The 23,736-nt window shown below is 65.3% G+C and carries 17 protein-coding genes; 6 read left to right on the forward strand and 11 right to left on the reverse strand.

Translation table 11 applies throughout. The annotated features are described in order from the left end of the window. Nucleotides 1–18: 18 nt before the first annotated feature. Both EWH10_RS14735 and EWH10_RS14740 read left to right on the forward strand, forming a co-directional pair. On the forward strand, nucleotides 19–1,278 hold the full coding sequence (locus tag EWH10_RS14735) for a spinster family MFS transporter (protein ID WP_044661139.1): 1,260 nt from the start codon (nucleotides 19–21) through the stop codon (nucleotides 1,276–1,278). A 230-nt stretch (nucleotides 1,279–1,508) separates the two neighbouring features. Next, the gene (locus EWH10_RS14740) at nucleotides 1,509–1,991 is read left to right on the forward strand and encodes a hypothetical protein (protein WP_130030061.1); all 483 of its coding nucleotides are present in this window, start codon (nucleotides 1,509–1,511) and stop codon (nucleotides 1,989–1,991) included. Nucleotides 1,992–2,018: 27 nt separating this feature from the next. On the opposite strand, the gene EWH10_RS14745 is transcribed toward EWH10_RS14740, so the two are convergent. From EWH10_RS14745 to EWH10_RS14765, 5 genes are all read right to left on the reverse strand, one after another. Then, nucleotides 2,019–2,897: a hypothetical protein gene (locus EWH10_RS14745; RefSeq protein ID WP_037482525.1), complete on the reverse strand. Its 879-nt coding sequence runs from the start codon at nucleotides 2,895–2,897 to the stop codon at nucleotides 2,019–2,021. Between the two features lie 2 nt (nucleotides 2,898–2,899). Beyond that, nucleotides 2,900–5,389: a fimbria/pilus outer membrane usher protein gene (locus EWH10_RS14750; protein WP_128830744.1), complete on the reverse strand. Its 2,490-nt coding sequence runs from the start codon at nucleotides 5,387–5,389 to the stop codon at nucleotides 2,900–2,902. Nucleotides 5,390–5,418: 29 nt separating this feature from the next. Beyond that, on the reverse strand, nucleotides 5,419–6,210 hold the full coding sequence (locus EWH10_RS14755; protein ID WP_025549215.1) for a fimbrial biogenesis chaperone: 792 nt from the start codon (nucleotides 6,208–6,210) through the stop codon (nucleotides 5,419–5,421). An 82-nt stretch (nucleotides 6,211–6,292) separates the two neighbouring features. Beyond that, nucleotides 6,293–6,865 (reverse strand): spore coat protein U domain-containing protein, encoded by a 573-nt coding sequence (locus tag EWH10_RS14760; protein WP_025549217.1) that lies wholly within the window; start codon nucleotides 6,863–6,865, stop codon nucleotides 6,293–6,295. 87 nt (nucleotides 6,866–6,952) lie between these two features. Beyond that, nucleotides 6,953–7,498, reverse strand: coding sequence for a spore coat protein U domain-containing protein (locus EWH10_RS14765; protein ID WP_044661138.1), 546 nt, complete (start codon nucleotides 7,496–7,498; stop codon nucleotides 6,953–6,955). Nucleotides 7,499–7,917: 419 nt separating this feature from the next. Between EWH10_RS14765 and EWH10_RS14770 the strand changes: the two genes are divergently transcribed. Both EWH10_RS14770 and EWH10_RS14775 read left to right on the forward strand, forming a co-directional pair. Further along, nucleotides 7,918–8,517: a helix-turn-helix transcriptional regulator gene (locus EWH10_RS14770; protein WP_025549219.1), complete on the forward strand. Its 600-nt coding sequence runs from the start codon at nucleotides 7,918–7,920 to the stop codon at nucleotides 8,515–8,517. Between the two features lie 252 nt (nucleotides 8,518–8,769). Beyond that, nucleotides 8,770–9,717, forward strand: a complete 948-nt coding sequence (locus EWH10_RS14775; protein ID WP_229742664.1) for a DMT family transporter — start codon at nucleotides 8,770–8,772, stop codon at nucleotides 9,715–9,717. Here EWH10_RS14775 and EWH10_RS14780 read toward each other — a convergent pair. After that, a complete protein-coding gene (locus EWH10_RS14780; RefSeq protein ID WP_025549220.1) occupies nucleotides 9,663–10,412 on the reverse strand; it encodes an SDR family oxidoreductase in 750 nt (249 codons plus the stop codon). The genes EWH10_RS14775 and EWH10_RS14780 overlap by 55 nt on opposite strands. A 97-nt stretch (nucleotides 10,413–10,509) precedes the next feature. On the opposite strand from EWH10_RS14780, the gene EWH10_RS14785 reads away from it, so the two are divergent. Further along, nucleotides 10,510–11,475 (forward strand): AraC family transcriptional regulator, encoded by a 966-nt coding sequence (locus tag EWH10_RS14785; RefSeq protein WP_044661137.1) that lies wholly within the window; start codon nucleotides 10,510–10,512, stop codon nucleotides 11,473–11,475. Here EWH10_RS14785 and EWH10_RS14790 read toward each other — a convergent pair. From EWH10_RS14790 to EWH10_RS14800, 3 genes are all read right to left on the reverse strand, one after another. Then, nucleotides 11,423–14,473 carry a glycosyl hydrolase family 28-related protein gene (locus tag EWH10_RS14790; protein WP_065846433.1) on the reverse strand — a complete coding sequence of 1,017 codons (3,051 nt, stop codon included), beginning with the start codon at nucleotides 14,471–14,473 and terminating at the stop codon, nucleotides 11,423–11,425. The two genes, EWH10_RS14785 and EWH10_RS14790, sit on opposite strands and share 53 nt — an antisense overlap. A 69-nt stretch (nucleotides 14,474–14,542) precedes the next feature. After that, entirely contained in the window at nucleotides 14,543–17,512 is a 2,970-nt protein-coding gene (locus tag EWH10_RS14795) for a TonB-dependent receptor plug domain-containing protein (protein ID WP_044661135.1), read from the reverse strand. Nucleotides 17,513–17,649: 137 nt separating this feature from the next. Beyond that, nucleotides 17,650–20,694 carry a glycosyl hydrolase family 28-related protein gene (locus tag EWH10_RS14800; RefSeq protein WP_065846432.1) on the reverse strand — a complete coding sequence of 1,015 codons (3,045 nt, stop codon included), beginning with the start codon at nucleotides 20,692–20,694 and terminating at the stop codon, nucleotides 17,650–17,652. A 172-nt stretch (nucleotides 20,695–20,866) separates the two neighbouring features. Here EWH10_RS14800 and EWH10_RS14805 point away from each other — a divergent pair, with 172 nt between their 5' ends. Then, on the forward strand, nucleotides 20,867–21,397 hold the full coding sequence (locus EWH10_RS14805; RefSeq protein ID WP_025549225.1) for a gluconokinase: 531 nt from the start codon (nucleotides 20,867–20,869) through the stop codon (nucleotides 21,395–21,397). 6 nt (nucleotides 21,398–21,403) lie between these two features. On the opposite strand, the gene EWH10_RS14810 is transcribed toward EWH10_RS14805, so the two are convergent. Both EWH10_RS14810 and EWH10_RS14815 read right to left on the reverse strand, forming a co-directional pair. Continuing rightward, nucleotides 21,404–22,081 (reverse strand): FadR/GntR family transcriptional regulator, encoded by a 678-nt coding sequence (locus tag EWH10_RS14810; RefSeq protein WP_044661134.1) that lies wholly within the window; start codon nucleotides 22,079–22,081, stop codon nucleotides 21,404–21,406. A gap of 43 nt (nucleotides 22,082–22,124) precedes the next feature. Then, nucleotides 22,125–23,471 (reverse strand): GntT/GntP/DsdX family permease, encoded by a 1,347-nt coding sequence (locus EWH10_RS14815; protein ID WP_025549226.1) that lies wholly within the window; start codon nucleotides 23,469–23,471, stop codon nucleotides 22,125–22,127. Nucleotides 23,472–23,736: the final 265 nt, after the last annotated feature.

The following is a 23,736-nucleotide window of genomic DNA, read 5'->3' on the forward strand; positions in this document are numbered from 1 at the left end:
CAAGGGACCAGCGGCAGCATGACCGGACGCGCGCAGGAAACGGCAGGCAAAGGCTATCGCGCGATCGTCCTCGCCATGCTGCTGCTGGTCTATACCTTCAACTTCCTCGACCGGCAGATCCTTGGTATCCTCGCCGGGCCGATCAAGGCGGAACTGGGCCTTAGCGACGCGCAGCTCGGCGCGCTGGGCGGCATCGCCTTCGCCCTGCTCTATTCGACGCTGGCGATCCCGCTGGCGCTGCTGGCGGACCGCACCAGCCGCACATGGGTCATCACCGCCAGCCTTGCGGTCTGGAGCGGCTTCACCGCGCTGTGCGGCATGGCGGGCAGTTTCGCGCAGATGTTCCTGTTCCGCATCGGGGTCGGCGTGGGGGAAGCAGGCGGCGTCGCGCCATCCTATGCCGTCGTCTCCGACTATTTCCCGCAAGGCCAGCGCGCCCGCGCCCTTTCCATCTACTCGCTCGGCATTCCGCTCGGCTCGGCGGGCGGCGTGCTGCTGGGCGGCTATATCGCGCAGACGGTCGAATGGCGCACGGCCTTCATTGTCGTCGGCCTGGCCGGCCTGATCATCGCGCCCATCTTCCGCCTCACCGTCCGGGAGCCGGCTCGCCCCGACATGCAGGCCGATGCTATACCGGTTTCCGCCGTCTTCGGCATATTGGCGGCCAAGCGCAGCTTCTGGCTGCTTGCCCTGGGCGCGGCCTGCTCGTCGCTTTGCGGCTATGGCGTCGCCTTCTGGCTCCCCAGCCTTTTGATGCGCAGCTTCGGCCTCGATCTGATGGGTGCGGGACAGTTTCTCGGCGCACTGCTGCTGGCCGGCGGCGTGGCGGGCGTATTGCTGGGCGGCTGGCTGGGGGATCGGCTCGGCGGACGCGACAGGGCCGCCTATGCCTGGGTTCCCGCCGCCAGCTATATCGTCGGCATGCCGCTGTTCGTCATCGGCGTGCTGTCGGACAGCGTGGCCTTCGCCTTCTGCCTGTTCCTAATCCCGCAGGCGCTGGTCTATGTCTGGCTGGGCCCGGTGCTGACCGCCGTCCAGCATCTGGTGCCCGCCCATATGCGTGCGAGCGCATCGGCAACCTTCCTGCTGATCAACAATCTGGTGGGCCTGGGCCTTGGCAGCTGGAGCGTCGGCGCGCTGTCGGATGCGCTGACGCCGCAATTCGGCCACGAAGCCCTGCGCTATGCGATCGTCGCGGCGCTGGGCTTTTACCTGCTGGCCGGACTGTTCATGGCGCTCGCGGGCAAGGCGCTGCGCAGGGACTGGATCAGCGCATAGCCCCTCCATCGGGCATCACCCAAAAGGTCGAAAGTCCGTAACGGATGGTTTACATTTTTGACTGATGAACTGCCGGAACCGAAGTGATACACTGCGTTGGCGAAATCCGGATACTTCCCCGCTTTTCGCTCGGCTGAACGCGAGAGCGGGAACGTCTCCAAACCCTTCCCCTCTTCGTTCAGCCGATTTCGGCCATATTTCGGCCCGTCGGAGACGGTTCGTTAAGGATAATGCATCAAGCATTCCTTAATTCGCGGATGTTAGACGAACGGCAACCGAAAGGGCCGGATATGACATTCGTTCGACTATGCGCTGCGTCCACCATCTTTTCGTCGGCATTGCTGCTGGCCAACCCCGCCACCGCGGCCGAGACCGCGAAGGGATCCTTCGCTGTCAGGGCCGTGGTTCCGGCCTATTGCGAGATCGACAGCGATCCCGTTCAGCTAAGCGAGGGTGCGGGCTTTCAGTCGGGAAGCGTGATGGAGCTTTGCAACAGTGCGGACGGCTTTCAGGTTGTCGCTTCCTATCGCGAACTGGCGCCGAACGAGCAGGTGCGGTTCAGCTATGCCGGGCTTTCGCGTCAGCTCAATGCATCGGGCTGGACGCCGGTTGCCAACCGTGTCGGCGCCAAATTCGGCATGCGCCCGATCGGCGTGCAATATAGTGCGCTTCAATCGCCGTTGGCGATCAATCTCACCATCACTTATTTCTGATCCGGCCGGGACCGGGCAACCCCGCAATCAGATCGGCGTAACGGCGACGGTCACCCGGTCGGTATATTTGCCGGCATGCCAGGTCGGGTCCGGATCGACGGTGATGGAAACCGCATGCACGTCGCCCTGCGACCCGGTATGCTCACCGACATTGATCTGATCGCCGGTCGCCATGTTGAAGGCGCGGCCATCCACGAACAGCCGGTAGGGAATGACGTCCGGCCCATCGGTCCGCCGAAGCATTCCGCCATATTGCGATGCGAAACGTAGCTGATAGCCGGATGTGCTGAGCACGCGCACCGCAAAGGGCTGCGACACCGTAGGCATGGTGGTGGACAGTTCGCCCAGGTCGATCCGGGCCGCTCCCCCTTCCCCGCCGACGCCGGCGAAGCGAATGCGCGCCGTCGCCGGAATTTCCAGCTTCAACCGAACCTGCGCCGTATCCAGCGGCGTGTTGCCGATGTCTTCCGACAGGGCAAAGATCAGCTGCTGGCGATAATCGCCGCTTCGCATGCCCCAGTTCACCGGCACGTTGACGGTATAGCCGACCGGGCTGCGCGCATGCGGCTGCAGAATGACGACGCCGCCACCGCTGGATACATCCGCAGGCGAGGCGGAGGTCACGGCGATGTTTCCGCCCGGGCCGTTCAGTGTGTAGTTGGGGAAAGAGGCGTCGGATGCGCCCAGATCCCGCGTCACCCGAAGCCGCAGGCGGCATTCACTGTCGCCGTCATTGCGTATCATGATGCGGAAAGGTTCGGTCAACTGCCGCTGGTCCATGCCGTCGCCGGCGGCAAGGCGGACCTCGCGAGGCCCCTCGATGAAGGAGGGCTGGCATTCCGCCCAGGCATGGGCCGGCATGACGAGCGATGCGAAACCCAGGCAGCGGCAAAATCGGCGCATCATATTCACTCCTGTGTCCCGGTGGCGGGGCGGGCCGTCACATCGCCCAGTTGTAGCAAGGATTTCGTGTCGGCGGGGACATGAATCGTGAACATCATGTCCGGATTGCGCAGTTCCACGCGATAGCTCTTGCCGGGACGAAGGCCCTGCGTGGCGAAACGGCCGGCCGAATTGGTGAAGAAGGGTTGCGGCTCGAAGTCCGGATCGTCCACCGCCGAAATGGTGCCGCCCAGCAGGCTGACCTTCTCCCCCTGATAATAGAGGAAGCCGTAGGCGCTGATGTTGGCGTCGCTGCCGACGACAAGCTTGTAACCGCTCTTATAGGGCGGATTGACGGTGTGCACGCCCGTGCCGATGTCATAGCCCTCCGTCCCGTTCTTCAGGTCATATTGAATGCTCTGACGGTTATAGCTGTTGAGCCGCCCGTCCATGGCCGGACCCCAGGTGCCGCTTTGCGCCTCCACCTTGCCGTCGTCCACCGACTGTCCCACCACGACCTGCTTGTCCTTGAGCGCCTCATGCGCCTTCGCGACAAGGAAGCTGTCGGAAACCGGCCGCCCGACGGCGATGCTGTTCCCCGCCATGGCGATCGAGGTACCGATCTGAAGGCGGCTGTCCTGCCGGTCGTCGATGCGCGAGAAACCATTGCCCGAAGAGATGGTAGTGAAGCGCGAATAGAAGCGGTTGCCGATATAGGTCGCCGACCCGTCGACCGAAGCCATGCCGTCCGAATTGCGCGCCGCGATGTCGTACCCGAAGGACCCGACCGTATCGTCATAGCTGCGCGTCAGGGTGAGACGCGCATCGTCCCGGCGGCTGTTATAACCTGCCTCCGCCCGCGTCTTCTGGCCGAAGGGCACGACCAGCGCGATGCGCGCGCCGAAACTGCGTCCGAACACGTCCTTGCCATATTCCACGCCACCGGTCAGCCGGAAGCGAGACGCCCGGTGCATGACATCGACGAAGGCGAGCTTGGTTCCCCTCAACCCCTCCCGCTCGAACCAGTTGCCGCCGACGACCAGGCTGGTGCGCTCGCTGAGTTGCTGGCCGTAATTGGCGGTCAGCGTGAAGGTTCGGAAGCGCCCGAAACCGATGGCGTCGGACAGGGTCGAGAAATTCCTGCTGCGATAATCGGCGCTGACGGACAATTGCTTGCCCTGGATGCCATAGCCGAATTGCAGCGAATAGGCGCCGCGCAGCGAATAGCCGGTGCCCCGCCCCGTGCTGATGGCGCTGGAGAATTCGAAGCGGCCAGGGATGGTGCGCGGCGTGGAAATTATCTCGATTGCGCCCAATTGCACATCATCCCCCGCCTGCACCGCGCCGCCGAGCAGCAGCCGGTTGCTGATGCCCCGGCGATAATAGGCCGACAGCGCGGGAGAATGACCATAGATCGGCTGAGCGCGGAAGTCGGTCGGCACGAAGCCGAGTGCGGCGCCATATTCGGTTTCGCCCGCCACCAGATCGGACGGGTTGAAATAGGAGTCGAAGGATGTGATCTGCCGCCGCCCGCTGACATCGGTGACATACAGCTGGGCATTGCGGCCGCCATATTGGGCCTGGAGCCGGGAGAGGTCGTAAGTGCCCGAATTGAGCTGGAACCGCTCCACCTGCTGGCCGTCGACGATCACATCGACGGTCGAATCGCGGTCCAGCAGAACCTGTTGCCCGCCAAGCTGGACGAGCGGCGTGCTGCCAGTGAAGGTCCGCCTGCCCTTTTCGACAGCGATGCCGCCCAGCAGCGTGCCGGAAGTGATCGACAGGCCGTTGAGCTGAAGGTCGCCCGCCGTCCAGCGCCGCTGCTTCTGATATTCGTCATAGACCAGCCGCGCCTGACGCCGGTAGAAGCCGCCTCCGCCCGTCAGCGCCTGGTCGTAACCGCCGTCGAACTCCAGAACGACGCCGCGATAGCGCATGGCGCCCTGCAGGATCATCGCGGGCTTTTCGAAGTCGCGGAAATCCGTAACCCGCATGTCCCCGATCATGTTCAGATAGGCGCTGAACGTCTCCGGCTCCAGCGTCGTCGCGGGGAGCGAGAAACGCACGGCCTCCCCCAAGGCCTGGGCAGCGACCATGGTCCCGTCGATGCGATCCACGCGCACCTGCAATTCGGACGAATCGTAGATGAGGGTGACGCCCGCTCTTTCCGCGTCCGCGACCGACACGGAAGGCGTGCCGGGCAAGACGGCGGCGAATTTGATCCGTCCGCTTTCCGACAGCAGGGGTGCGATATGCTCGATCAGGGACTGGCGGTCGAAAAGAACTGTGCCGTCCATATAGACCGTCGCAGAGACGTCACCATAGACATTGCCCTGCCGCAAAAGGGGCAGGGTCATCTGAAGGCCCTTGTCCGCAGGGCGCGGCGCGGAACCCGGCGGTGCGGGTGCAGCCGGGGGCTGCGCGCCTGCGCTTGGCTGCCCGGCCGCCTGCGCCAGCGCGATAGTCGACGATGCGACCAATGCGCCTGTGGCGACGCTGAAGAGTAGATGTTTCACCCTGCCCCCCCTCGGGCATGTTCAATGGATCAGCGCTTCAGCGTCACCGTCGCCCCAGCCGCCATCTTTTCCGGAGTCGGGATGAAGAAGACGCGGGCGCGACCCGGGGCGACGATTCCCATTCCGATCATTTCGCTCATCTGAGCGGCGTTGTATTCCGCGCTATAGGGCTTCCCCGCGCCATCGACGCCGCTGATGGTCCAACCGGACCGGCCGGCCGGGAAATAGCGATTGCCCTTGTTCTCGATGCGCACTTCCAGACCGTTTTCGGTCCTGGTCTTGCGAACATCCTTGTCCTCCGGCGCCTTTTCGTCCGGACCAAGTTCGACCTCCCGGGAAATCGGTGCGATCTGGGCGACCACCGGATCGGGCGTCGTCCCGTCGGGCACGACGTTGACGAGCACGTTGAAGCGCATCACGACCTGGATGCGCGACTGTTCGGCGGGAAGCTGGACCGGGATCTGGCTGACGGCGGCATAATAGACCTCCGACTGCGTCAGCGGGCCGTCCGGCAGATATTGGATGCGGAAGACCTGCTTGCCGTTGGGCGCGATCAGCGTCTGGGGCGGGAAGACCATGAACCGGTCGTCGGCGGGCTCCAGCGTCAGTTCGCCGCGTTCCCCGATGACGCCGCGATACATGCGCACTTCCATCGGCAACTGGCGGTCTTCATTATTGGCGACCTCGATCCGCGCCGTGGACCGCGTACCTTGCGGCTCCAGATCCACCGACATCGGCGTGACCCGCGCAGCCTGAGCGCCGGTCGCCATGCCCGTCAGCAGAAGCAGCGGCAGAACGAATTTCACCCATTTGAGGAACATCGTCCTCTTCCCCCCTCGATCATGAACGGCGGAAATCGGGGAAGCCATGAACGACTCCCCCAATTCCCGTGATATGCTGCGATCAGCTCGCGGTGACGGTGACCGTCACGGTATCGGTGTAGGTGCCAGCCACGGGGCGAGCATCCAGGTTGTTCAGAGGATCGACCAATGCGTCGAACTTGACCTGGCGATGCAGCGCGCCGCGCGAGGCGCCGTTGTTGAGCTGGACCAGGCCGAACAGCGCCGAACGGCGGAAACCGGGCTGCTGCAGCAGGCCGCCATTACGGTAATTGTCGGCGGCGAGCGAGTAGTTGATCGTGTTCTTGAAGCCCGCATCCGCGCCGGTCAGCGGGGTGCTGGTGGTCAGACGACCGGCATTGGCCGACGAGATGGTCATGCTGTTCGTGTCGTTGCACGACACGTAGAAGGAGTTCGTCGAGCTACTGGCGACGTCGTTGATGAAAAGCGCGGTGCTGCCGGCGTTGGTGTTGACGTTGACGGTGCCAAGCTGAATGTCACCGATATTCTCCATCGTGCAGGTCTTGGCGACCGATGCGTTGATGTCGAAGGTGTCGCTGTCGGTGTTGGCAGCGAAAGCGGGCGTGCCGGCCATCAGGACTGCTGCGGCCGTGGCGGCCATAAGGAGCTTCTTCATAAGGATTTCCTTGAATCTTGAAATGGATTGCGCGTCAGAGCGGCGACGGGATCAGGAACGTCTGCGAATCCCGATCCAAGCCATGCCTCAGAGCGCAGTCTGGACGGTGACGGTAACGGTGCCAGTATAATTGCCGGCCAGCGGGCGCAGCGTGTTTTCGGACGACAGCACCTTCGCAGCCAGCCGCACCTGGCGGTGAACGGGACCACGGCTGGTCTGGTTCTGGGCACCCTGCGCGCTGGAGAAGCTGGGCTGCGCACCGCTCGTGAAATAGTTCAGAGCCTCGACACGGTAGTTCAGCTTGTCGGTGAAGCCGGCGTCGTCGACGCCCGCCTGGAAGGCGCGCGAACCCTGGAGCGTCGCGGGACCGGACAGGGTCATCTGGTTCTGCTTGTTGCAGCTCACCCAGAACTGGTTGGTGTTCTGCGTCGCATCGCTGCTGAGCAGCAGGGCGCCATTGCCGGCCGTCGTGGAAATGTTCAGCGCGCCGAGGTTCACGTCATTGACGTTCTGCATCGTGCAGGTTTCGGGGATCTGCGCATTGATCTGGAACTGGTCGGTGGCCGAGTTGGCCGCAAGGGCCGGACTCGCGACAAGCATTGCTGCCGCGGAGGCAAGGATCATCTTCTTCATGGAATACTTCCCCATCTGTTACGAAAATCGGCCAGAACCGCCCCCGTCTCCAATGGGTTTGCTCCGGACCGTAACTTCAGGGAGGACGCGCGACTCTCTTTCCCCACCCCTGGAGCTGGTCGAAAGTATTAATATATATCTAACGAAAGTTAATACTCAATATTGGGTATGACGCCGCTTTAATGGTTAACAGGCAACAAGCGCATCTTGCCCTTCGATCATCAAAGTCGCGGATTCAGGCGGATGAAAGGCATAGTTTCCGCCAGATCGACCCAGATCGCCTCGATCATGTACGAGATCGGGACAAAGGGCTGTTAATTTGTTAAGGACAATTTATTCAATTTCTCTATATCCGACGTAATAGCTGTCGATTCGACCGATATAGATCAAGATTGAGAGGCTGCTGCCGGGGGGTATGTGTGGCTGAAGGCTCCATCGCGGATGGGGAATCGATTTTTGCGAGCTGGGTCGACGCCGATCCCATTCCGCACGCGATAATCGATCGCTCCTTGCGGCTGCATTGGCAGAATCGGGCCGCCACAGCCCTGCTGCAGCATTCGTCCGAATTGCAGGAACAGGACGGCCGCCTCTTCGCCCTGCAACCGGAAAACCACGCACGGCTCAAGCTGTTCGCCGCCCATGCCGGGTCCGACGCATCTTCCTCCATGGTCATTCTACCCGTTGCGGACGATTATCTCATCCTTCGCGGAAGGCCGATCGGGGCAAGCGGGCGGGGAGAACAGGGCGAGCAGATCGGCATCATGTTCTTTTCCGCCAAACATTTCATCGACCAGTCGATCGTGTCGGGCGACGTCAAGGACATTTATCGGCTCACCAATGGCGAGTATAAGATATTGAGCGCCATGATGAGCGGGATGAACGCCGAACAGATTTCGGGAAATCTCGAAATATCCCTGGAAACGGTCAGAACCCATATCCGCCGCATCTATTCCAAGACCGGCGTGAGGAGCCGCGAGGCATTGTTCGCCCAGTTGCAGCCGTTCAAGATATTGGCATAGCCCGCTGCCCCGCCGCCAGCCGAAGCAGACGGCCGCGAAAAACAGGAGCGAAAGCAGGCTGGCCTCTCGGCCCCTGCCCGCCTAAGGAACGGCTGACCGAAGTTGGCGTGCGTCGTGCAGAAAAGCCTGTCCTGAACCTGTCGAAGGGTGGGAACCGGTTTTCGGCCTGAAAGGATGCGACAACGGAAAACTGGAGCGCGCGACCTGCGTCCGATTTGACGCGGCGTGCTCCAAAGGAAAGGGCGGCAGGATTTGAACTTGCAGGTGCGGGCCTATGCCATGTTGGGCATGACCATGGCGTTCTGGGCGGGCAATGCGATAGTCGGCCGCGCGGTACGGGGCGAAATTCCGCCGCTGACGCTGGCCTTCGGCCGCTGGATGCTGGCGCTGCTGATCCTGGCCCCCTTTGCGTGGCGTCCCGTCATGGCCCAGCGCGCGCTGATCCGCCGCCATTGGCGCACGATCCTGTTCCTGGGGCTGGCCGGCGTCGCTGCGTTCAACGGCTTCCTCTATTCGGGCCTTCGCCACACGACGGCGGCCAACAGCCTGTTGTTGCAGGGATTGATCCCGACATTCGTCGTCATCGTGAGCCGCATCGCCTTTGGCGACAGAGCGCCCCTCCGCCGGGTCGCGGGCATTGCGCTGTCGACGCTGGGCGTGACATTCATCGTGTTCAGGGGCGATCTGTCCGAAATCCTGCGGCTGCGCCTGGGCATCGGAGACCTGCTGGTGCTATGCGGCTGTGGCGCATGGGCGGTCTATACCGCCTGCCTGCGCCTGCGCCCGCCCATCGCCCCGCTGGTCTTTCTGTTCGTGACCTTCGCCATCGGCGCGCTGGCGATGGGCATGGGCGCGTTGAGCGAGACGCAGGCGATCGCGCGGATGCACTGGAACGGAAGCGTGATGGCCGCCATCGCCTATGTCGCGATCTTTCCCTCGATCATCGCCTATATGTCGTTCAACGCCGCGGTCAGCCATGTGGGCGCCAGCGCCGCCGGACAGACGATCAGCCTGCTGCCGCTGTTCGGGGCCGTGCTGGCTGCCCTGATCCTTGGGGAACCGCTGTTCGGATACCATCTTGCCGGCATGGCCATGATCTTGGGCGGGGTGTTGCTGAGCTGGGGCGTGGGTTCGCCGGAACAGGATCAGCGTCCCTCCGCCAGCGCCACCGCGTCGGCGCCCGCCGGAAAGCGGAGCTGACCCGTCCCGTCATGAACGGCGGTCCAGACGGCTTGCGCGACGTCGCTCTCTCTGGTCGTCAGGGCAGGCGACGCGAAGGCCGCGAGGATCGGTTGCGCGAAATCCGCATATCGGCCGGGCAGCAGGTCGGTCACGGGGATGATGGCGTTCGCGCCGAAGCGGGTGGTGGGCGCATAGCCCGGCTCGACCAGTTTCACCTGAACGCCGAAATAGGCGAGTTCATGCGCGAGGGAAGCCGTGAATCCCTCGATCGCATGCTTGGTCGCGCTATAGGCCGCCGCGAGCGGAAAGGCTCCCAACGCCACGGTGGACGTCACGTTGACGATCATGCCCGATCCACGCTCGCGCATCTGCGGTATGAATGCGCGGCACATCGCCATGGTGCCGATGCTGTTGGTTTCGAAGAGCTGGCGGACCAGACTCATCGGCATGGCTTCGAAGGCGCCCACGCCGCCTATCCCCGCATTGTTGACCACTATGTCGACCCGGCCGGCGGCCGCGACCAGCGCGGCTATGCTGTCCTCGCTGGTGACGTCCAGCGGCAGCAGGCGCAGGCGTTCGGAATGGCCGCCGAACAGGGCCGGGTCGGGCCGTCGCATGGTTGCGACGACATTCCATCCCTGCGAGAGGAAATGAAGCGCCGTGGCCTTGCCATAGCCCGAAGAAGTGCCGGTGATCAGGATCGTCTTGCTCATCGTCTGCCTCGCTCGATGTCGATGCATGACCGATAGACGGACCGTTTCGGACGATCTATAATCAATGATCCATATAAGATTACGGATCGTCCATAACATGGATCCCCTTAGCGACATCATCGCCTTGCTTGGACCCAGCGCCGCCATCGCCAAGCCGATCACGGGGCGCGGGCGGTGGGGCGTTCGCTATCGCGCGCATGACGCGCCCGGCTTCACGATCATCCTTGCGGGGGAAGCCTGGGTCGCCTTCGAAGGGGGCGCACCGCTTCGGCTGGCGCAGGGCGACTTCCTGCTGATGCCGACCACCCCGCCCTTTTCCTTGAGCAGCGAAGCGGGTCTTCCCTGCACCTGGGTGGAACCCCGCGGCGAAGCGGTGCGGCACGGGGATCAGCCAGGCGATCCGGACTTCATCGCATTGGGCGGCAGCTTCGCGTTCGAGCGGGCCAACGCCCCCCTTCTGCTGTCATTGCTTCCCGATCTGATCCATATCCCGGCAGCGCAGGGCCGCGCCACGCGCTTCGGCCAGTTGATCGGGATGCTGGCCGACGAATGCCTGTCCAGCCATCCGGGCAAGGAACTGATCACCCGGCGCCTGCTGGAGATGCTGCTGGTGGAGGCGCTTCGCTGGCGGCCGGGCGGTGGGGAAGCGGACCATCGGGGCCTGCTGGGCGCGATGCGCGATCCCGCGCTGGCCCGCGCGCTGCGGGCCATGCATGAGGATGTGCGCGCGCCCTGGACCGTCGCGCAGCTTGCAAGCGTGGCGGGCATGTCGCGTTCCGCCTTCGCCGCGCGCTTCGGTGAGGCGCTGGGTTGCGGCCCGATCGAATATCTTGCGCGCTGGCGCATGGCGATCGCCAAACACGCCTTGCTGCGGGGCGACAGGTCCCTGGGCCGGATCGCGGAGGAAATCGGCTATGATTCCGCCAGCGCCTTCAGCACCGCGTTCCGCAAGCGGCTGGGCTGTCCGCCCGGCAGCTTCGCGCGGCTCCACGGTGGCGGCGGTCCGGAGCTTAGCCCCCGCGCCCCGGCTTCACCGCATAGAGGCCGTGGTGCGACAGGATGAAGAGGGTTCGGCCGCCTTCCCCGCCGAAGAGCAGTTGCAAGGGCCGTTCCGGCACGTCGATGCGGCCGACCTCCCTGCCGTCGGGCGCATAGACGAAGACCTGCCCGTTCGCGACATAGACCCGGCCCTGCGGGTCCACCGCGACCCCCTCCCCACCGCGATCCGCGAACGGCCTGAGGTCGGTGATCGCGCCGCCCGCGCCCACCAGGCCGCTGTAGGTGCGGTTTTCCGAACCATTGGTGAGGAAGACGCGCCTGCCCGGCTCCCCCTGGATGAAACCATAGCTGTCGAGCGAATCGGAGAAGCGCAGGCCGCGATGGTCGGCCGGACCCTGCGCGAAGGTGCGGAAGGCAGGCAGGGCGATGCTGCCGTCGGGCGAGACATATTCCTGCGCCTTGGGCGCCGCCATGTCGCGGGCGAACATCTGGGCAAGCGTCGTGAATTCGTAGGTCCTGGGATCGATCTGGTCCCTGAACTCGCCATTGTTCCACCAGTTGACCGGCAGCACCGTGGCCCTGCCCGCGTGGGGCGCGACGGGCGTTGCCGGAATGACGCTGATCTCGCCGTCGGGCGCGCCGGGCCTGACGCTGTAGACCGTGCCGTTGCGCCCGTAGGAGGAGAGGACGAGCAGATTGCCGGAACGGTCGATGCTGAGGTTGACCGGATCGAGCGAGGCGTCGCGCACCATCTCCAGCCGGCCTTCGTCCGACCAGCGCCAGATGCGCTGGAAGCGGCGATCGATGAAATAGAGCCGGCCCTGCGCATCCACCGCGCCGCCGCCCGCCGAATGGAAGCCGTCTGCCAGTTTCTCCACCCTGCCGCCCAGGAAGCTGGCGGGCTTCACCGGCTCCGGCCGGGCGGGGACGTCCAGCACGGCGAACTCCCGTTCGCGAACGTCCAGCCCATGGGTGACGTCGCGAATGGCGTTTTCGAACGGGAATTTGGTGAGCCGCAGGAAGGTCGCGCAGCCATTTTCGTCGCAGGTGCCAAGGCCGCTTTCGCCATTCACATGGACGTTGCGGAAACGGATGTCATGGGAATTATAGAGGGTAATGGCGGCGGGTGCGGGCTCCTTGGTGCGGGTGACGCGATAGCCGTGGAAATTGGCGACCAATATGTTGCGCGAGTCCCTGATTTCCAGCGCCACGGCGTCGCCGCTCTCTCCCGCTTCACCCTCCGTCTGCGGCGCGAGCAGTTCCCAGTTGGCGACGCGGTTCAGGCCGATTTCCGTGCGGACATGATGCTCGACCGACGCCTGGATGAGGCGGCCGGGCGTTTCCGTGTCGGAGATCAGGATGCCGGGATGGCCGAAGGTGCTGGGGCTCCAGATATTGGCGAAGGTGCCGCCGCCGCCCTGCGTCACCCAGAGGCTGGCATATTGGCCGGCCCAGCGTCGGGCGGAATCGGGATCGCCGGTGGCATTGTTGTTGTAGGGATTGACCCGGCTGCCGTCGAAGCGGTCGGTGCCGTGGCCACCCTGGAACTTGACGTCGTTGACCATGGAGTGGGCGCCGGCCTTCCACAGCAGCGCCGTGGCGCGCGGATTGGCGCCGTTGGTGTTGAGGCCGAGGCCCGCGACGATCGCATCGCCGCCCTTCGCGCTTTCCACCAGCGCCTTGGGCGCGCCCACCCCTGCCCAGCCGGGCGCGCCGTCGGGCAGCACGATCTGCGTCAGGCTGGGGTGCAGGCCCAGCAGCACCGTATCGGGACGCAGGCGCAGCGTGTCGCTGACATGATAGAAGCCGGCGGGCAGATAGACGACGCGGTGGCTGTCGATCGCCTTCTGGATGGCGGCGGTGTCGTCGGTCCTGTCGTCGCCCTTGGCGCCGAGCGTGCGGGCGTTCACCCATTCCGGGACGGGCGGCAAGGGGCGGATGGCGGGAGCGGACGGGGCCGGCAGCGCGCCCATGGCTTCCGCCTGCATGTCCGTCCGGTACTCGCCCATGCGGCCGACGCCCGGCAGCGTCAGGCCGTGGGTGAAGGAGGCGATCCTGTAGTTCTGCCCCCTGCCAGCGACGGTGCGGCCGCTTTCGCGGAAACGGGCGAAGGTGGGGGTGTTGGCCGCCAGCACATTCTGGAAGCCGATCTGGGTATAGACATTCTTCTCGTTCGAGATGACGACGCCCGCCTTGGCCACATTCTCGAACCGGAGGTCCTGGCCCCAGAGCCAGTCGCCATAGCCCCGGTCGATCTCTATCCCGACCGGCACGTTGCGGAAGGCGACGTTGACCATCGTCAGGCCGGCCTCATGCTCGCGGATGGCGGCGTCGCGCTGTCCCTCGAACGTCGCGTCGACCAGCGCGAAGCCCCAGGCGGGGGACGGCTTTTCCGCGAGGATGCCGTAGCGCCCGCCCCGGAAATGCAGGTCTTCCGCTTCATTCGCCACATGGTAGAGGCCGGCGAGGCCCGAGCCGATGTCGAAATCGGCATGGCTGACGAAGCTGTGCTGGGCGGAGTGGAAGCGGATCGCGGTGGCCGCCGGATTGCCGTCCATGATGCGGAAGTCGATATTGCCGAGCGCAGAATAGAAGGTGCCGGGATTGGCGTCCGCGATGGTCCTGTTGAACGGCACGCTGCCCGCCGGGGGGAAGGCGGCGGGCGGCGTGTCCCGGTCGGTCTGGCGCTTGCTGCCGGTGAACATCAGCATATGGGCGACGCCGCGCTGGAAGCCCGGCGTGTTCCGGCCGAGCAGGATGACCGGGCGCCTTTCCCCGATGCCGAAGATGCGGACGCCCGGCCAGAGGAAGATCGTCCGGCTGATGCGATAGGTGCCGGCCGGCAGGAAGACGATGCCGCCGCCGCCCTTTTCCGCCGCCGCGTCGATGGCGCGCTGGATCGCCGCGCTGTCGTCCGCCCGGCCGTCCCCCGCGCCCTTGACGGTGACGGCGCGCGGCTCGTCGGGCGCAACGGTATAGACGGATGGAGAAGCGTGAGCGGGTACAGCCGCCGCCAGCAACAGCAGCACCGACGCGCAGGCCCCGCTCAATCCACGAACCATCGACATACTCCAGTTACAAGAAGTCCCGGCCGGTGAAGGCCGGGACGAGGTGGGGGAGAGAGTGGCAGATCAGAAGTTGAAGCGAACCCCCGCGCGGTAGATGCGGCCCAGCGTGTCGTAGAGCGCCGGGTTGATGTCCAGGCCGGTGTTGGTCTGCGGCGCGGCGACCGGGTCCTTGTCGAACAGATTGTCCACCTTGCCGTAGATCGACAGGTTTTCGCCGAACTTGAAGGTCGCGCCGATGTCGACGTAGAAGGCGCCCTTCATCCGGTTATAGTCGATGGTCGGGTGGTTCGTGGTCGAGGCCGGGCAGGACGACTGGCAGACGACATATTGATTGCCGAAGGTGCCGTCGCTGATCCAGCGTTCCTGCACCGTGAAGCTGAACCGGCCGCTGTCGTAGGTCTGGACCGCCAGCCATTTCCAGTCCGGCGTATTGCCGTTGTTGGCGCCCGCCTGATCGACCGGGTCGACGCCCGCAATGCCCGCATTGACGATGAACTTGCGGATATGCGTGCCCAGCGCCCGGACGGTGAAGCTGCCCGGCAGGCCCAGCGGCTGCTGCCACTGATAGCTTGCCTCTATGTCGAAGCCGCTGGTCTTCCAGGAAGCGAGGTTGAAGGGCTGGACATTGACGAAATTGGTGCCCTGCGGCCCGTCGAGCTGGAAGCCGCCGCAGAAGGCCTGGTTGCCCTCGAAGCAGAAGCGGACGATCTGGTCCGCCGACAGGGTGGAGACCACGCCGCTGAGCTTGATGTTGTAATAGTCGAAGGAGAGGCTGAGGCCGGGAAGCCATGACGGCCGCGCCAGCACGATGCCGAGTTCGGTGTTGCGGGCCACTTCCGGCTTCAGATTGGTGTTGCCGATGGTGTTCTGGAACACCTGCACCGCCTGGTTGCGGAAGGGATCGTTGAAGTTGGGCAGCGTCGTCACCGTGGGCGCCGCGAAAAGTTCCGACAGGTTCGGCGCGCGCACGTCGCGCGAGGTCACGGCGCGCAGGCGGATGCCGTCGAGCGGCGTGTCCCAGGTGCCGCCGACCTTCCACGTCCAGACCGTGCCCGACGTGCTGTAGTTGGTGACGCGCGCCGCGCCGTTGAGGTTCGCGCGGCCCATGGCGTCGCTGTCGATCAGCGGCAGGTCGACTTCGAGATAGCCTTCCCACACTTCATATTTGCCGCGCCCGTTCTTGTAGTTGCCGGCCGCCCAGTTGCTGCCCAGCGTCGAATTGAGCAGCGGATCGGCCGGATAGTCGGGGCTGTTGGGGCTGAGCGGCGAAACGCCCGCGCCATAGGGATCGGCGTTCACGCGATAGAATTCGCGGCGATATTCGCCGCCGAACGCGACCGAGACCGGCCCAGCCCACAGTTCGAACGGATTGCCCGAGAAGTTGAGGCTGGCGACGTCCTGCGTCAGCTTCGTATGCTGGAACGGTCCGTTCTCATGCGGCGCGACATAGGCCAGCGCCGCATCCGAAGGGGTGAAGCCGCCGAAGATGTTGATCGGCTGGCAACCCGCCGCCCGCGCCGCCGGATCGGCGCAGACGACGGCGCCGTTGAGCGTGATCGCATTGGTTGCGGCGACATAGCGGTTCTGGAGGACGATGTCCCGCACCCTGATGTCGGAAATGGTGATGCCATGTTCATAATAGGCGTCATAGTTCCAGTCCGTTCCGCCGACGCCGATCTTGCCCTTCAGCCCGCCGACGAAGCGATATTGCCTGCGGTCGGTGTGCACCCGGGGATCGGGGAAGGCGCCGTTGCTGCTGCCGAAGCTGAATTCCGTGATGCCCGCCGTGGCGCAGCGGTCGCGCACCAGTTGCGGCAGGAACGGGTTGGCGCACTGGACGGTCAGGCTGGGCCGGTTATAGCCGGGGCTGGGCTGGTTGCTGGTCTTCACCTGCGCGACATTGACCGTCACATAGGCTTCATTGTCGTCGGCGAAGTCGTAGCCGATCCGGGTGTAGCCGTTGATGCGCTCCAGCGCCGATTTCAGAGAGGCGCCCGAACCCGGCGCGCCCGACAGGTCGCCGCCCTGGCAGAAGCTGTTGCCGCGGAAGCAGTTGCTGACCTGGCCGTTGCCGAGCGGCTGGCCGCCCGAACCATAGTTGAAATTATAGGGCGTGCCGTTCCGGTCGAAGGCGATGCCCTGCAACGGGCCGTTGTTGATGAGGCCGTAGCGCGCATATTGATAGGGCTGTGCATAGTCGCGATAGTTGAACTGCGGCAGGCCGTTGTTGAGCTGGCCGGTGTTCATCAGCGTCGTCGCGCGGTACCAGTCGCGGCTGCCGGCGAGGTCCGTGCCGAAGTCGCCGGCGCCCACGCCGCCTTCATGGTCATATTCGCCGCTCAGCACGACATGCAGGCGATCGTCGAGGAAGGACTTGCCCCAGGCCGCCTGCACCAGCGCGGTTTCATCGTCGCCATATTTGGTGATGCTGCCAAGGATATTGCCCTTGAACCCTTCGAAACGGGTGTCGGTGATGAAGTTGACGACGCCGCCGACCGCATCGGAGCCGTAGGAGGCCGACGCGCCCCCCGTCACCACGTCGACGCGCTTCACCAGAAGCTGCGGGAACATGCTGATGTCGGGAACGCCGGTGACGTTCGCGCCGACGACGCGCTGGCCGTCGAGCAAGGTCAGGGTGCGGATCGGGCCCAGGCCGCGCAGGGAGAAGGAGCTGAGGCCCTGCTGGCCGCTCGACGTGCTGAAGGTGCCGGTCGACGCGCCGGTCGATCCCTGCAACGAAGGCAATTGGGCGACGGTGTTGAAGATATTGGGCTGCGCATTGTTGGCGATCTGCTCCTCACCGATCACCGTGGTTGGCGTGGGCGCGTTGAAGCCGCTGGTCGTGATGCGCGACCCGGTGACGACGATGTCGGCATTGCGCGCCGCGCCCGCATCCTCCGTCTGCGCCTGGGGCGCGGCCGTCGGGGGCGTGGCCGCGTCCTGGGCCCGGACCGCGCCGGCCAGAGCCATGCTCGCCACCGCCGCGAGGCTGACGCCGGCCAGATGTCGATGGATTGCGATCGTCACTTTCATTGATCCTTCCCCTTTTATATCTGGCCGCCCGTTGCCGGCCGGCTGCGCCCATGCCCGGCGATGCCGCAAAGATTAGCCCCCGGCCCGCCGCGCCGCACTTACGACATAGGTCGTAGGCGCGCCGTGGCGGCGTTTTCCTACGGCTTCGCCGCGTAGAGGGCGTGGTGCGTCAGGATGAACAGCGTGCGCCTGTCCGGGCCCCCGAACAGGATCTGCAACGGACGATCGGGCACGTCGATCCGGCCGCTTTCCCTGCCGTCCGGCCCATAGACGAAGATCTGCCCGTTCGCGACATAGACGCGGCCCCGGCCGTCCACGGCCACGCTTTCCCCGCCGCGATTGGCGAAGCGGCGAAGATCGGTCAGCGCGCCGCCCGCGCCCACCGTGCCGCTATAGGTGACATTTTCCGACGCATTGGTGACGAACAGGCGCTCGCCCGGCTCGCCCGACACGAAACCATAAGCGTTGAGGCTGTCGGACCAGCGCCAGCCGCTATGGTCGACCGGCCCCTGCTGCCAGGTGCGGAAGGCGGGCAGCGACAGGCTGCCGTCCGGTGACAGATATTCCTGCGCCTTGGGCGTTCCCACGTCGCGTGCGAACATCTCCGCCAATGTGGTGAACCGATAGGTCCCGAAGTCGAGCTGGTCGCGAAACTCGCCATTGTTCCACCAGTTGACCGGCAGCAATGTCCGGGCGGCGGCGGCGTTGCGCACCGGAGTGGGCCGGATCGGCGTCATCGCATCCTTCGGCCCCGCCGGATCGAAGGAATAGACGCCCGCCTTCGGCCCCAGGGAGGACAGCACCATCACATGGCCCGATGCGTCGATGGCAAGGTTCACCGGGTCGAGCGCATGGTCGCGCACGATCTCCAGCCCCTTGTCCTCGCTCCAGCGGTGGATGCGCTGGAACCGGCGGTCGATGAAATAGAGCGCGCCCTGCGGGTCCACCGCCGCGCCGGAGATCGACCAGAAGCCGTCCTCCAGCTTATCGACCTTCGTGCCGCCGGGCGGCGGGGCGGGGATGGTGCTGCCCGCCGGTCCGATGTCGAGCTTCGCAAACTCCCTTTCCCGCACGAACAGCTTGCGAGTCACATCCTCTATCGCATTGTCGAACGGATATTTGCTCGCCCGCAGGAAGGTGCCGCAGCCTTCGTCGTCGCAGGTGGCATAGCCGCTTTCGGCGTTGATGTGGACGTTGCGGAAGCGGATGTCGCCCGAATTGGCGAGCTTCACCGCGCTTTCCTCCGGCGCATAGGTGCGCGTGACCCGATAGCCATGATAATTGGCGAACAGCAGGTTGCTGGAATTGCGGATGTCGAGCGAGATGGCGTCGGGCCCGTCGCCCACTTCCTGTTCGGTCTGGGGCGCCAGGAACTCCCAATTATGCACATTGTCGAGCACGAATTCATTGCGGGCATGATGTTCGACCGACATTTCATAGACATGGCCCGGCGTGCGGGTGTCCGTGACATAGAAACCCGCCTGCGCGAAGCTGTTGGGGCTCCACACATCGACGAAGGTGCCGCCGCCCCCGTCCGTGACCCAGATGCTGGGATATTGCGCGTCCAGCCGGTCGTCCGTGACGGGATCGCCGGTGTGGACCCGCAGGCTGCCGAGCGTCGTGCCGTCTGCGGTGGGGGTGCCGCCGCCGCCCATGATCTTGACGTCGTCCACCAGGCTGTTCTCGCCCGAGCGCCACAGCAGCGCGGAGGCGCGCGGGTTCACGCGGCCGGTGAAGAGGCCGAGGCCGGACAGGATATTGTCGCCGCCCCTGGGGCTTTCCAATATGGGGAGCACCGTGCCGAGGCCGGCATGTCCGGGATTGTTGTCCGGAATATAAAGCTGCGTGACCGCCGGGTGCAAGCCGATCAGCACGCTGTCCGGGCGCAGTTTCAACCGGTCGGTGACCTTGTAGAAGCCGGTCGGGAAATAGAGGATGCGGTGGCTGTCGATCGCCTTCTGGATCGCGGCGGTGTCGTCCGCCCTGCCGTCGCCCATCGCGCCCAGCGTGCGGACGTTGACCCATTGCGCCATATCCGGAAGGTCGCGGATGGCGGGCGTCCTGGGCGCGGGCATGGCGGGCAGCGCCTCCACCTCCGCTTCCGTCCTGTACTCGCCCGTCCGTCCGAGCGTGGGCACGGCGAGGCCGTAGGAGAAGGACGCCACCCTATAGGCCCTGCCCTTGCCGTTCACCGCCTGCCCGCTGTCGCGGAAGCGCGCGAAGACCGGGCTGTTCACCGCCAGCGCGTTTTCGAAGCCGACCTGGGTGAAGACATTCTTCTCATTGGAGATGATGACGCCCGCCTTCGACACATTTTCGAATCGGACATCCTTGCCCCACAGGCTGTCGCCATAGCCCCGGTCGATCTCGATCCCGACGGGCGTGTTGCGGATCGCGACATTGACCAGCGTCAGGTCCACCTCATGTTCCCGGATGGCGGCGTCGCGCTGGCCGTCGAAGGTGGAATCGAGCAGGGTGAACTGCCAGGCGGGCGAGGTCTTTTCCGTCACGATGCCATAGCGGCCGCCCTGGAAATGGACATTTTCGATGACGTTGCCCGCCTGATAGACGCCCGCAAAGGCGGTGCCGAGGCGGAATTCCATATGGCTGAGGAAGGCATGCTGCGCCATGCGGAAGCGCACGCCCGCCGCCGCCGGATTGCCCGGCGCGATCTCTATGTCGACATTGCTCATCGAGGAATAGAAAGTGCCTGAATTGGCGTCGCGCACCACCTTTTCGCGCGGGACGACGGTCGGCACCGGCACGGGCACCTGGCCGACATTATACTGGTCGCCGCCGCCGAAGACGATCATGGTCGACACGCCCTGCTGGAACCCGGGCGTATTGGCGCCCAGCAGGATCACGGGGCGCGTCGGCCCCACGCCATAGACGCGCACGCCCGCCGGGATCACCAGCGTGCGCGTGATGCGATAGGTGCCGGACGGCAGGAAGACGATGCCATGGCCGGTCCTGTCCCGCGCCTTGTCGAGCGCCTGCTGGATCGCCGCGCTGTCGTCCGCGCGGCCGTCGCCCTTCGCCCTGACGGTGACGGCATCGGGTTCGTCGGGGGCAAGGGGGAAGACCGAGCGGCCCGCGGAGGATGCCTGCTCCGCCTGTGCCTGTTCGGCCCCCGCCAGGGCCGTCGCCGCCAGCAGAGCCGCCATCATGGCGCGTCCGATCATCACCGTCTCCCGAGATAGTTGTCGCCTCGACCCATGGCTAAGGCCGGGGCCGGCGCTTGGCACTTGCGACAAAGGTCGTAGTTTTCATGCCTCTGCCGGCAAAGCTATAGCGAAGGGACATCGGGGCGGTGCGTCATCAGGGCGCCATCGCCCGCCTGCCAGGGACGCCATTTTGCCATCATCCGCCGATCCTGCCCCCTCCTTGCCGCTCGCCGTCATCGTCATGGGCGTCAGCGGCTGCGGCAAGTCGACGCTGGGCGCCCTGCTGGCCGAAGCGCTGGCCTGTCCCTTTCTGGAGGGCGACAGTTTCCACTCGACCGATGCGGTGGAGAAGATGCGCGGCGGGCGGGCGCTGACCGACGAGGATCGCTGGCCCTGGCTCGACCGTCTGGGGCAAGCGGCGGCGGATGCGATAGCGGCGAACGGCGCGGCGGTCCTTGCCTGCTCGGCGCTGCGCAGAAGCTATCGCGACCGGCTGCGCACGGCGATCGGCGCGCCTGTGCGTTTTGTCCTGCTGGAAAACAGCCGGGACCAGTTGCTGGCGCGCCTTTGCAACCGCCCCGGCCATTATATGCCCGCCAGCCTGCTGGACAGCCAGTTGGCGACGCTGGAACGGCCGCAGCCGGACGAGGGCGCGATGATCCTGACCACCGACACGCCGCCCGGCGCGCTGCGCGATCTGACGCTGGACTGGCTGCGCTGATTGCCTTCACGGCATCAGGCGGCGGCGTCCTTCCCACAAATGCCAGCGCATCGCGAGCGCGGCGCCCTCCGGGTCCTGGGCGCGGATCGCGTCGACGATCAGCTCATGCTCGCGCAGCATGGTCGCGATCACCTCCGGCGGGCGGGAGCGGGAGATGTCGACGCCCGCCCGCATGATCTTCTCTACATCGCCATATAGCGCATCGAAGGTGATGACGAAGGCCGGATTGCCGGTCGCTTCCGCAATGCGGCGGTGCAGTTCCATATCCTCGGCATGGGCGGGCTCGCTGGACAGCAGGGCCTGGCTCAACAGCGCCAGCCCTTCTTCGATATGCGCCATTTCATGCCCCGTCCGCCGGGTGGCGGCGAGGCGCGCGGCCTCCGCCTCCAGCACGAAGCGCACCTCATAGCTGCCGAGCGTCGTCGGCAGTTCGCTGAGCGGCATGAAGGCCGTCAGCCGTTCCGACGGGCGGCTCTTGACGAAGGAGCCGGCGCCCCGCCGCGCCTCCGTTATGCCGTCCGACGCCAGCCGCACCAAAGCTTCCCGCACGATGGCGCGGGAGACGCCGAACATCTCCGCCAGCCGCGATTCGGAGGGCAGGCGTTCACCGACCTCCAGACCTTCCGCCTTGATGATCTCGACAATGCCGGCATAGGCATGGTCGGAAAGCCGCGCCTGCGTCATCGGGACACCTGCCTGTCTGTCGAAGTCATGGCTGCCCCCCTTGCTAGAAGATACTGCTCGCCGCCAGCACCAGCAGCAGGCCGACGACGGCGACGACTGTCTCCATGATCGACCAGGTCTTGAAAGTGCCGGGCATGTCGGTGCCAAGATAGCTTTTCACCAGCCAGAAACCGGGATCGTTGACGTGCGAGAAGAACAGCGAACCCGCGCCGATGGCGAGGACCATCCATTCGGGTTGCACGCCGGATGCGGCGACCAGCCCCTCCATGACGCCTGCCGTGGTGATCGTCGCCACCGTGGCTGAACCGGTCGCCAGGCGAATGCAGACGGACACGCCCCAGGCAAGCAGGATCGGGGAGATCGCGCCGCCCTGCGCCAGCCGCACCAACATGTCGGAAAGCCCCGCCGTCACCAGCACCTGCTTCAGCGCGCCGCCCGCGCCGATGGCCAGGATGATGCCCCCGGCGGGCGTCATCGCCTCCGTCCAGATGGCGTTCTGGATGCTGCGGTCGGCGATGCGTCGCCCGAACAGCAGCGGCAATGCAGCAAGCACCGCCACGAGCAGCGCGACGACCGGATCGCTGATCCAGCTCAGCCAGTGGAACAGCGTCGCCATGTCCGGCGGCATCAGCGCGACCGCCTGCCCCGCCGCGATCAGCACGACCGGCAGCAGCACGGCCGCCAGTGCGCGGCCGACGGAAGGAGTCGCGACATCGACGCGCACGGGATCGAGCAGCGGAGGACTGAGCTTCACGCCGGGCGCGGTGAAGCGGGCCAGCAGCGGGCCGGCGATGATGGCGGTGGGGATGCCGACGATCAGGCCATAGACCAGCGTCAGGCCCAGATTGGCGCCCAGCGCGTTCACGGCCAGCAACGGGCCGGGATGCGGCGGCACCAGCGCATGGACCACCGACAGGCCCGACAGGGCGGGCAGCATCAGGCGGAGCTTGGCCGTGTCGTTGTTCTGCCCATTGGGCAAGGCCGCCGCCGCCGAAGCGACGATCGGCAGCAGCAGCACCAGCCCCGTTTCGAAGAAGAGGGGCAGACCGATCACGATGGCGGTGAAAAGGCTGGCCCAGGGCGCGCCCCCAATGCCTGAAATGCGCAGCGCAGCGCGCGCGAGTCCGCCTGCGCCGTCCGACAGTTGGAGCATCGCGCCAAGGCCGAGGCCAAGCGCGACGACAAGGCCCGTGCCGCCCAGGATGGCGCCCGCGCCCTTCTCCACCGCCTTTGCGGTTTCCTCCATCGGCAGGCCCGCCAGCAGCCCCACGGTGAAGGCGCCGCAGAGCAGGCCCACGAACGGATGCAGCCGCCCCCGGATGATGAGCGTGATGGAGAGCGCGATGCCGGCAATGGCCGAGAAGATCAGCCGATAGTCCGCCGGGCTCATGCGGCGCCTGCTCCCGCACCGACGCGGGCGACCGGCGGATGAGGAGCCACCGCCGCCATAACTGATGTTAACGCCATCCTCTCCCCTCTCTTCTATATGGTGATAGGGCCATGCGGAGATCAGCCGCTGCTTAAACCTGTTAGACAGGTCATAGCCATGATTTCAGCGCAAAACCACAGATATGGGGTCGTATATCGCATTTTTCGCTTGAAGCTGTCTGACCGATTCCGGTATGTTAGCGTTATCGAATCCGACATGGCAGTGC

Origin of the sequence: Sphingobium fuliginis, assembly GCF_004152845.1 — a bacterium.
In the GTDB taxonomy this organism is placed as follows: Bacteria; Pseudomonadota; Alphaproteobacteria; order Sphingomonadales; family Sphingomonadaceae; genus Sphingobium; species Sphingobium fuliginis.

What these genes read in the sequence shown, in the direction of transcription:
- EWH10_RS14735 (WP_044661139.1), top strand. Translation starts at nt 19, where the DNA reads ATGACCGGACGCGCGCAGGAAACGGCAGGCAAAGGCTATCGCGCGATC.
- EWH10_RS14740 (WP_130030061.1), top strand. Translation starts at nt 1,509, where the DNA reads ATGCATCAAGCATTCCTTAATTCGCGGATGTTAGACGAACGGCAACCG.
- EWH10_RS14745 (WP_037482525.1), bottom strand. Translation starts at nt 2,897, where the DNA reads ATGATGCGCCGATTTTGCCGCTGCCTGGGTTTCGCATCGCTCGTCATG.
- EWH10_RS14755 (WP_025549215.1), bottom strand. Translation starts at nt 6,210, where the DNA reads ATGTTCCTCAAATGGGTGAAATTCGTTCTGCCGCTGCTTCTGCTGACG.
- EWH10_RS14760 (WP_025549217.1), bottom strand. Translation starts at nt 6,865, where the DNA reads ATGAAGAAGCTCCTTATGGCCGCCACGGCCGCAGCAGTCCTGATGGCC.
- EWH10_RS14765 (WP_044661138.1), bottom strand. Translation starts at nt 7,498, where the DNA reads ATGAAGAAGATGATCCTTGCCTCCGCGGCAGCAATGCTTGTCGCGAGT.
- EWH10_RS14780 (WP_025549220.1), bottom strand. Translation starts at nt 10,412, where the DNA reads ATGAGCAAGACGATCCTGATCACCGGCACTTCTTCGGGCTATGGCAAG.
- EWH10_RS14785 (WP_044661137.1), top strand. Translation starts at nt 10,510, where the DNA reads ATGGATCCCCTTAGCGACATCATCGCCTTGCTTGGACCCAGCGCCGCC.
- EWH10_RS14790 (WP_065846433.1), bottom strand. Translation starts at nt 14,473, where the DNA reads ATGGTTCGTGGATTGAGCGGGGCCTGCGCGTCGGTGCTGCTGTTGCTG.
- EWH10_RS14795 (WP_044661135.1), bottom strand. Translation starts at nt 17,512, where the DNA reads ATGAAAGTGACGATCGCAATCCATCGACATCTGGCCGGCGTCAGCCTC.
- EWH10_RS14800 (WP_065846432.1), bottom strand. Translation starts at nt 20,694, where the DNA reads ATGATCGGACGCGCCATGATGGCGGCTCTGCTGGCGGCGACGGCCCTG.
- EWH10_RS14810 (WP_044661134.1), bottom strand. Translation starts at nt 22,081, where the DNA reads ATGACGCAGGCGCGGCTTTCCGACCATGCCTATGCCGGCATTGTCGAG.
- EWH10_RS14815 (WP_025549226.1), bottom strand. Translation starts at nt 23,471, where the DNA reads ATGAGCCCGGCGGACTATCGGCTGATCTTCTCGGCCATTGCCGGCATC.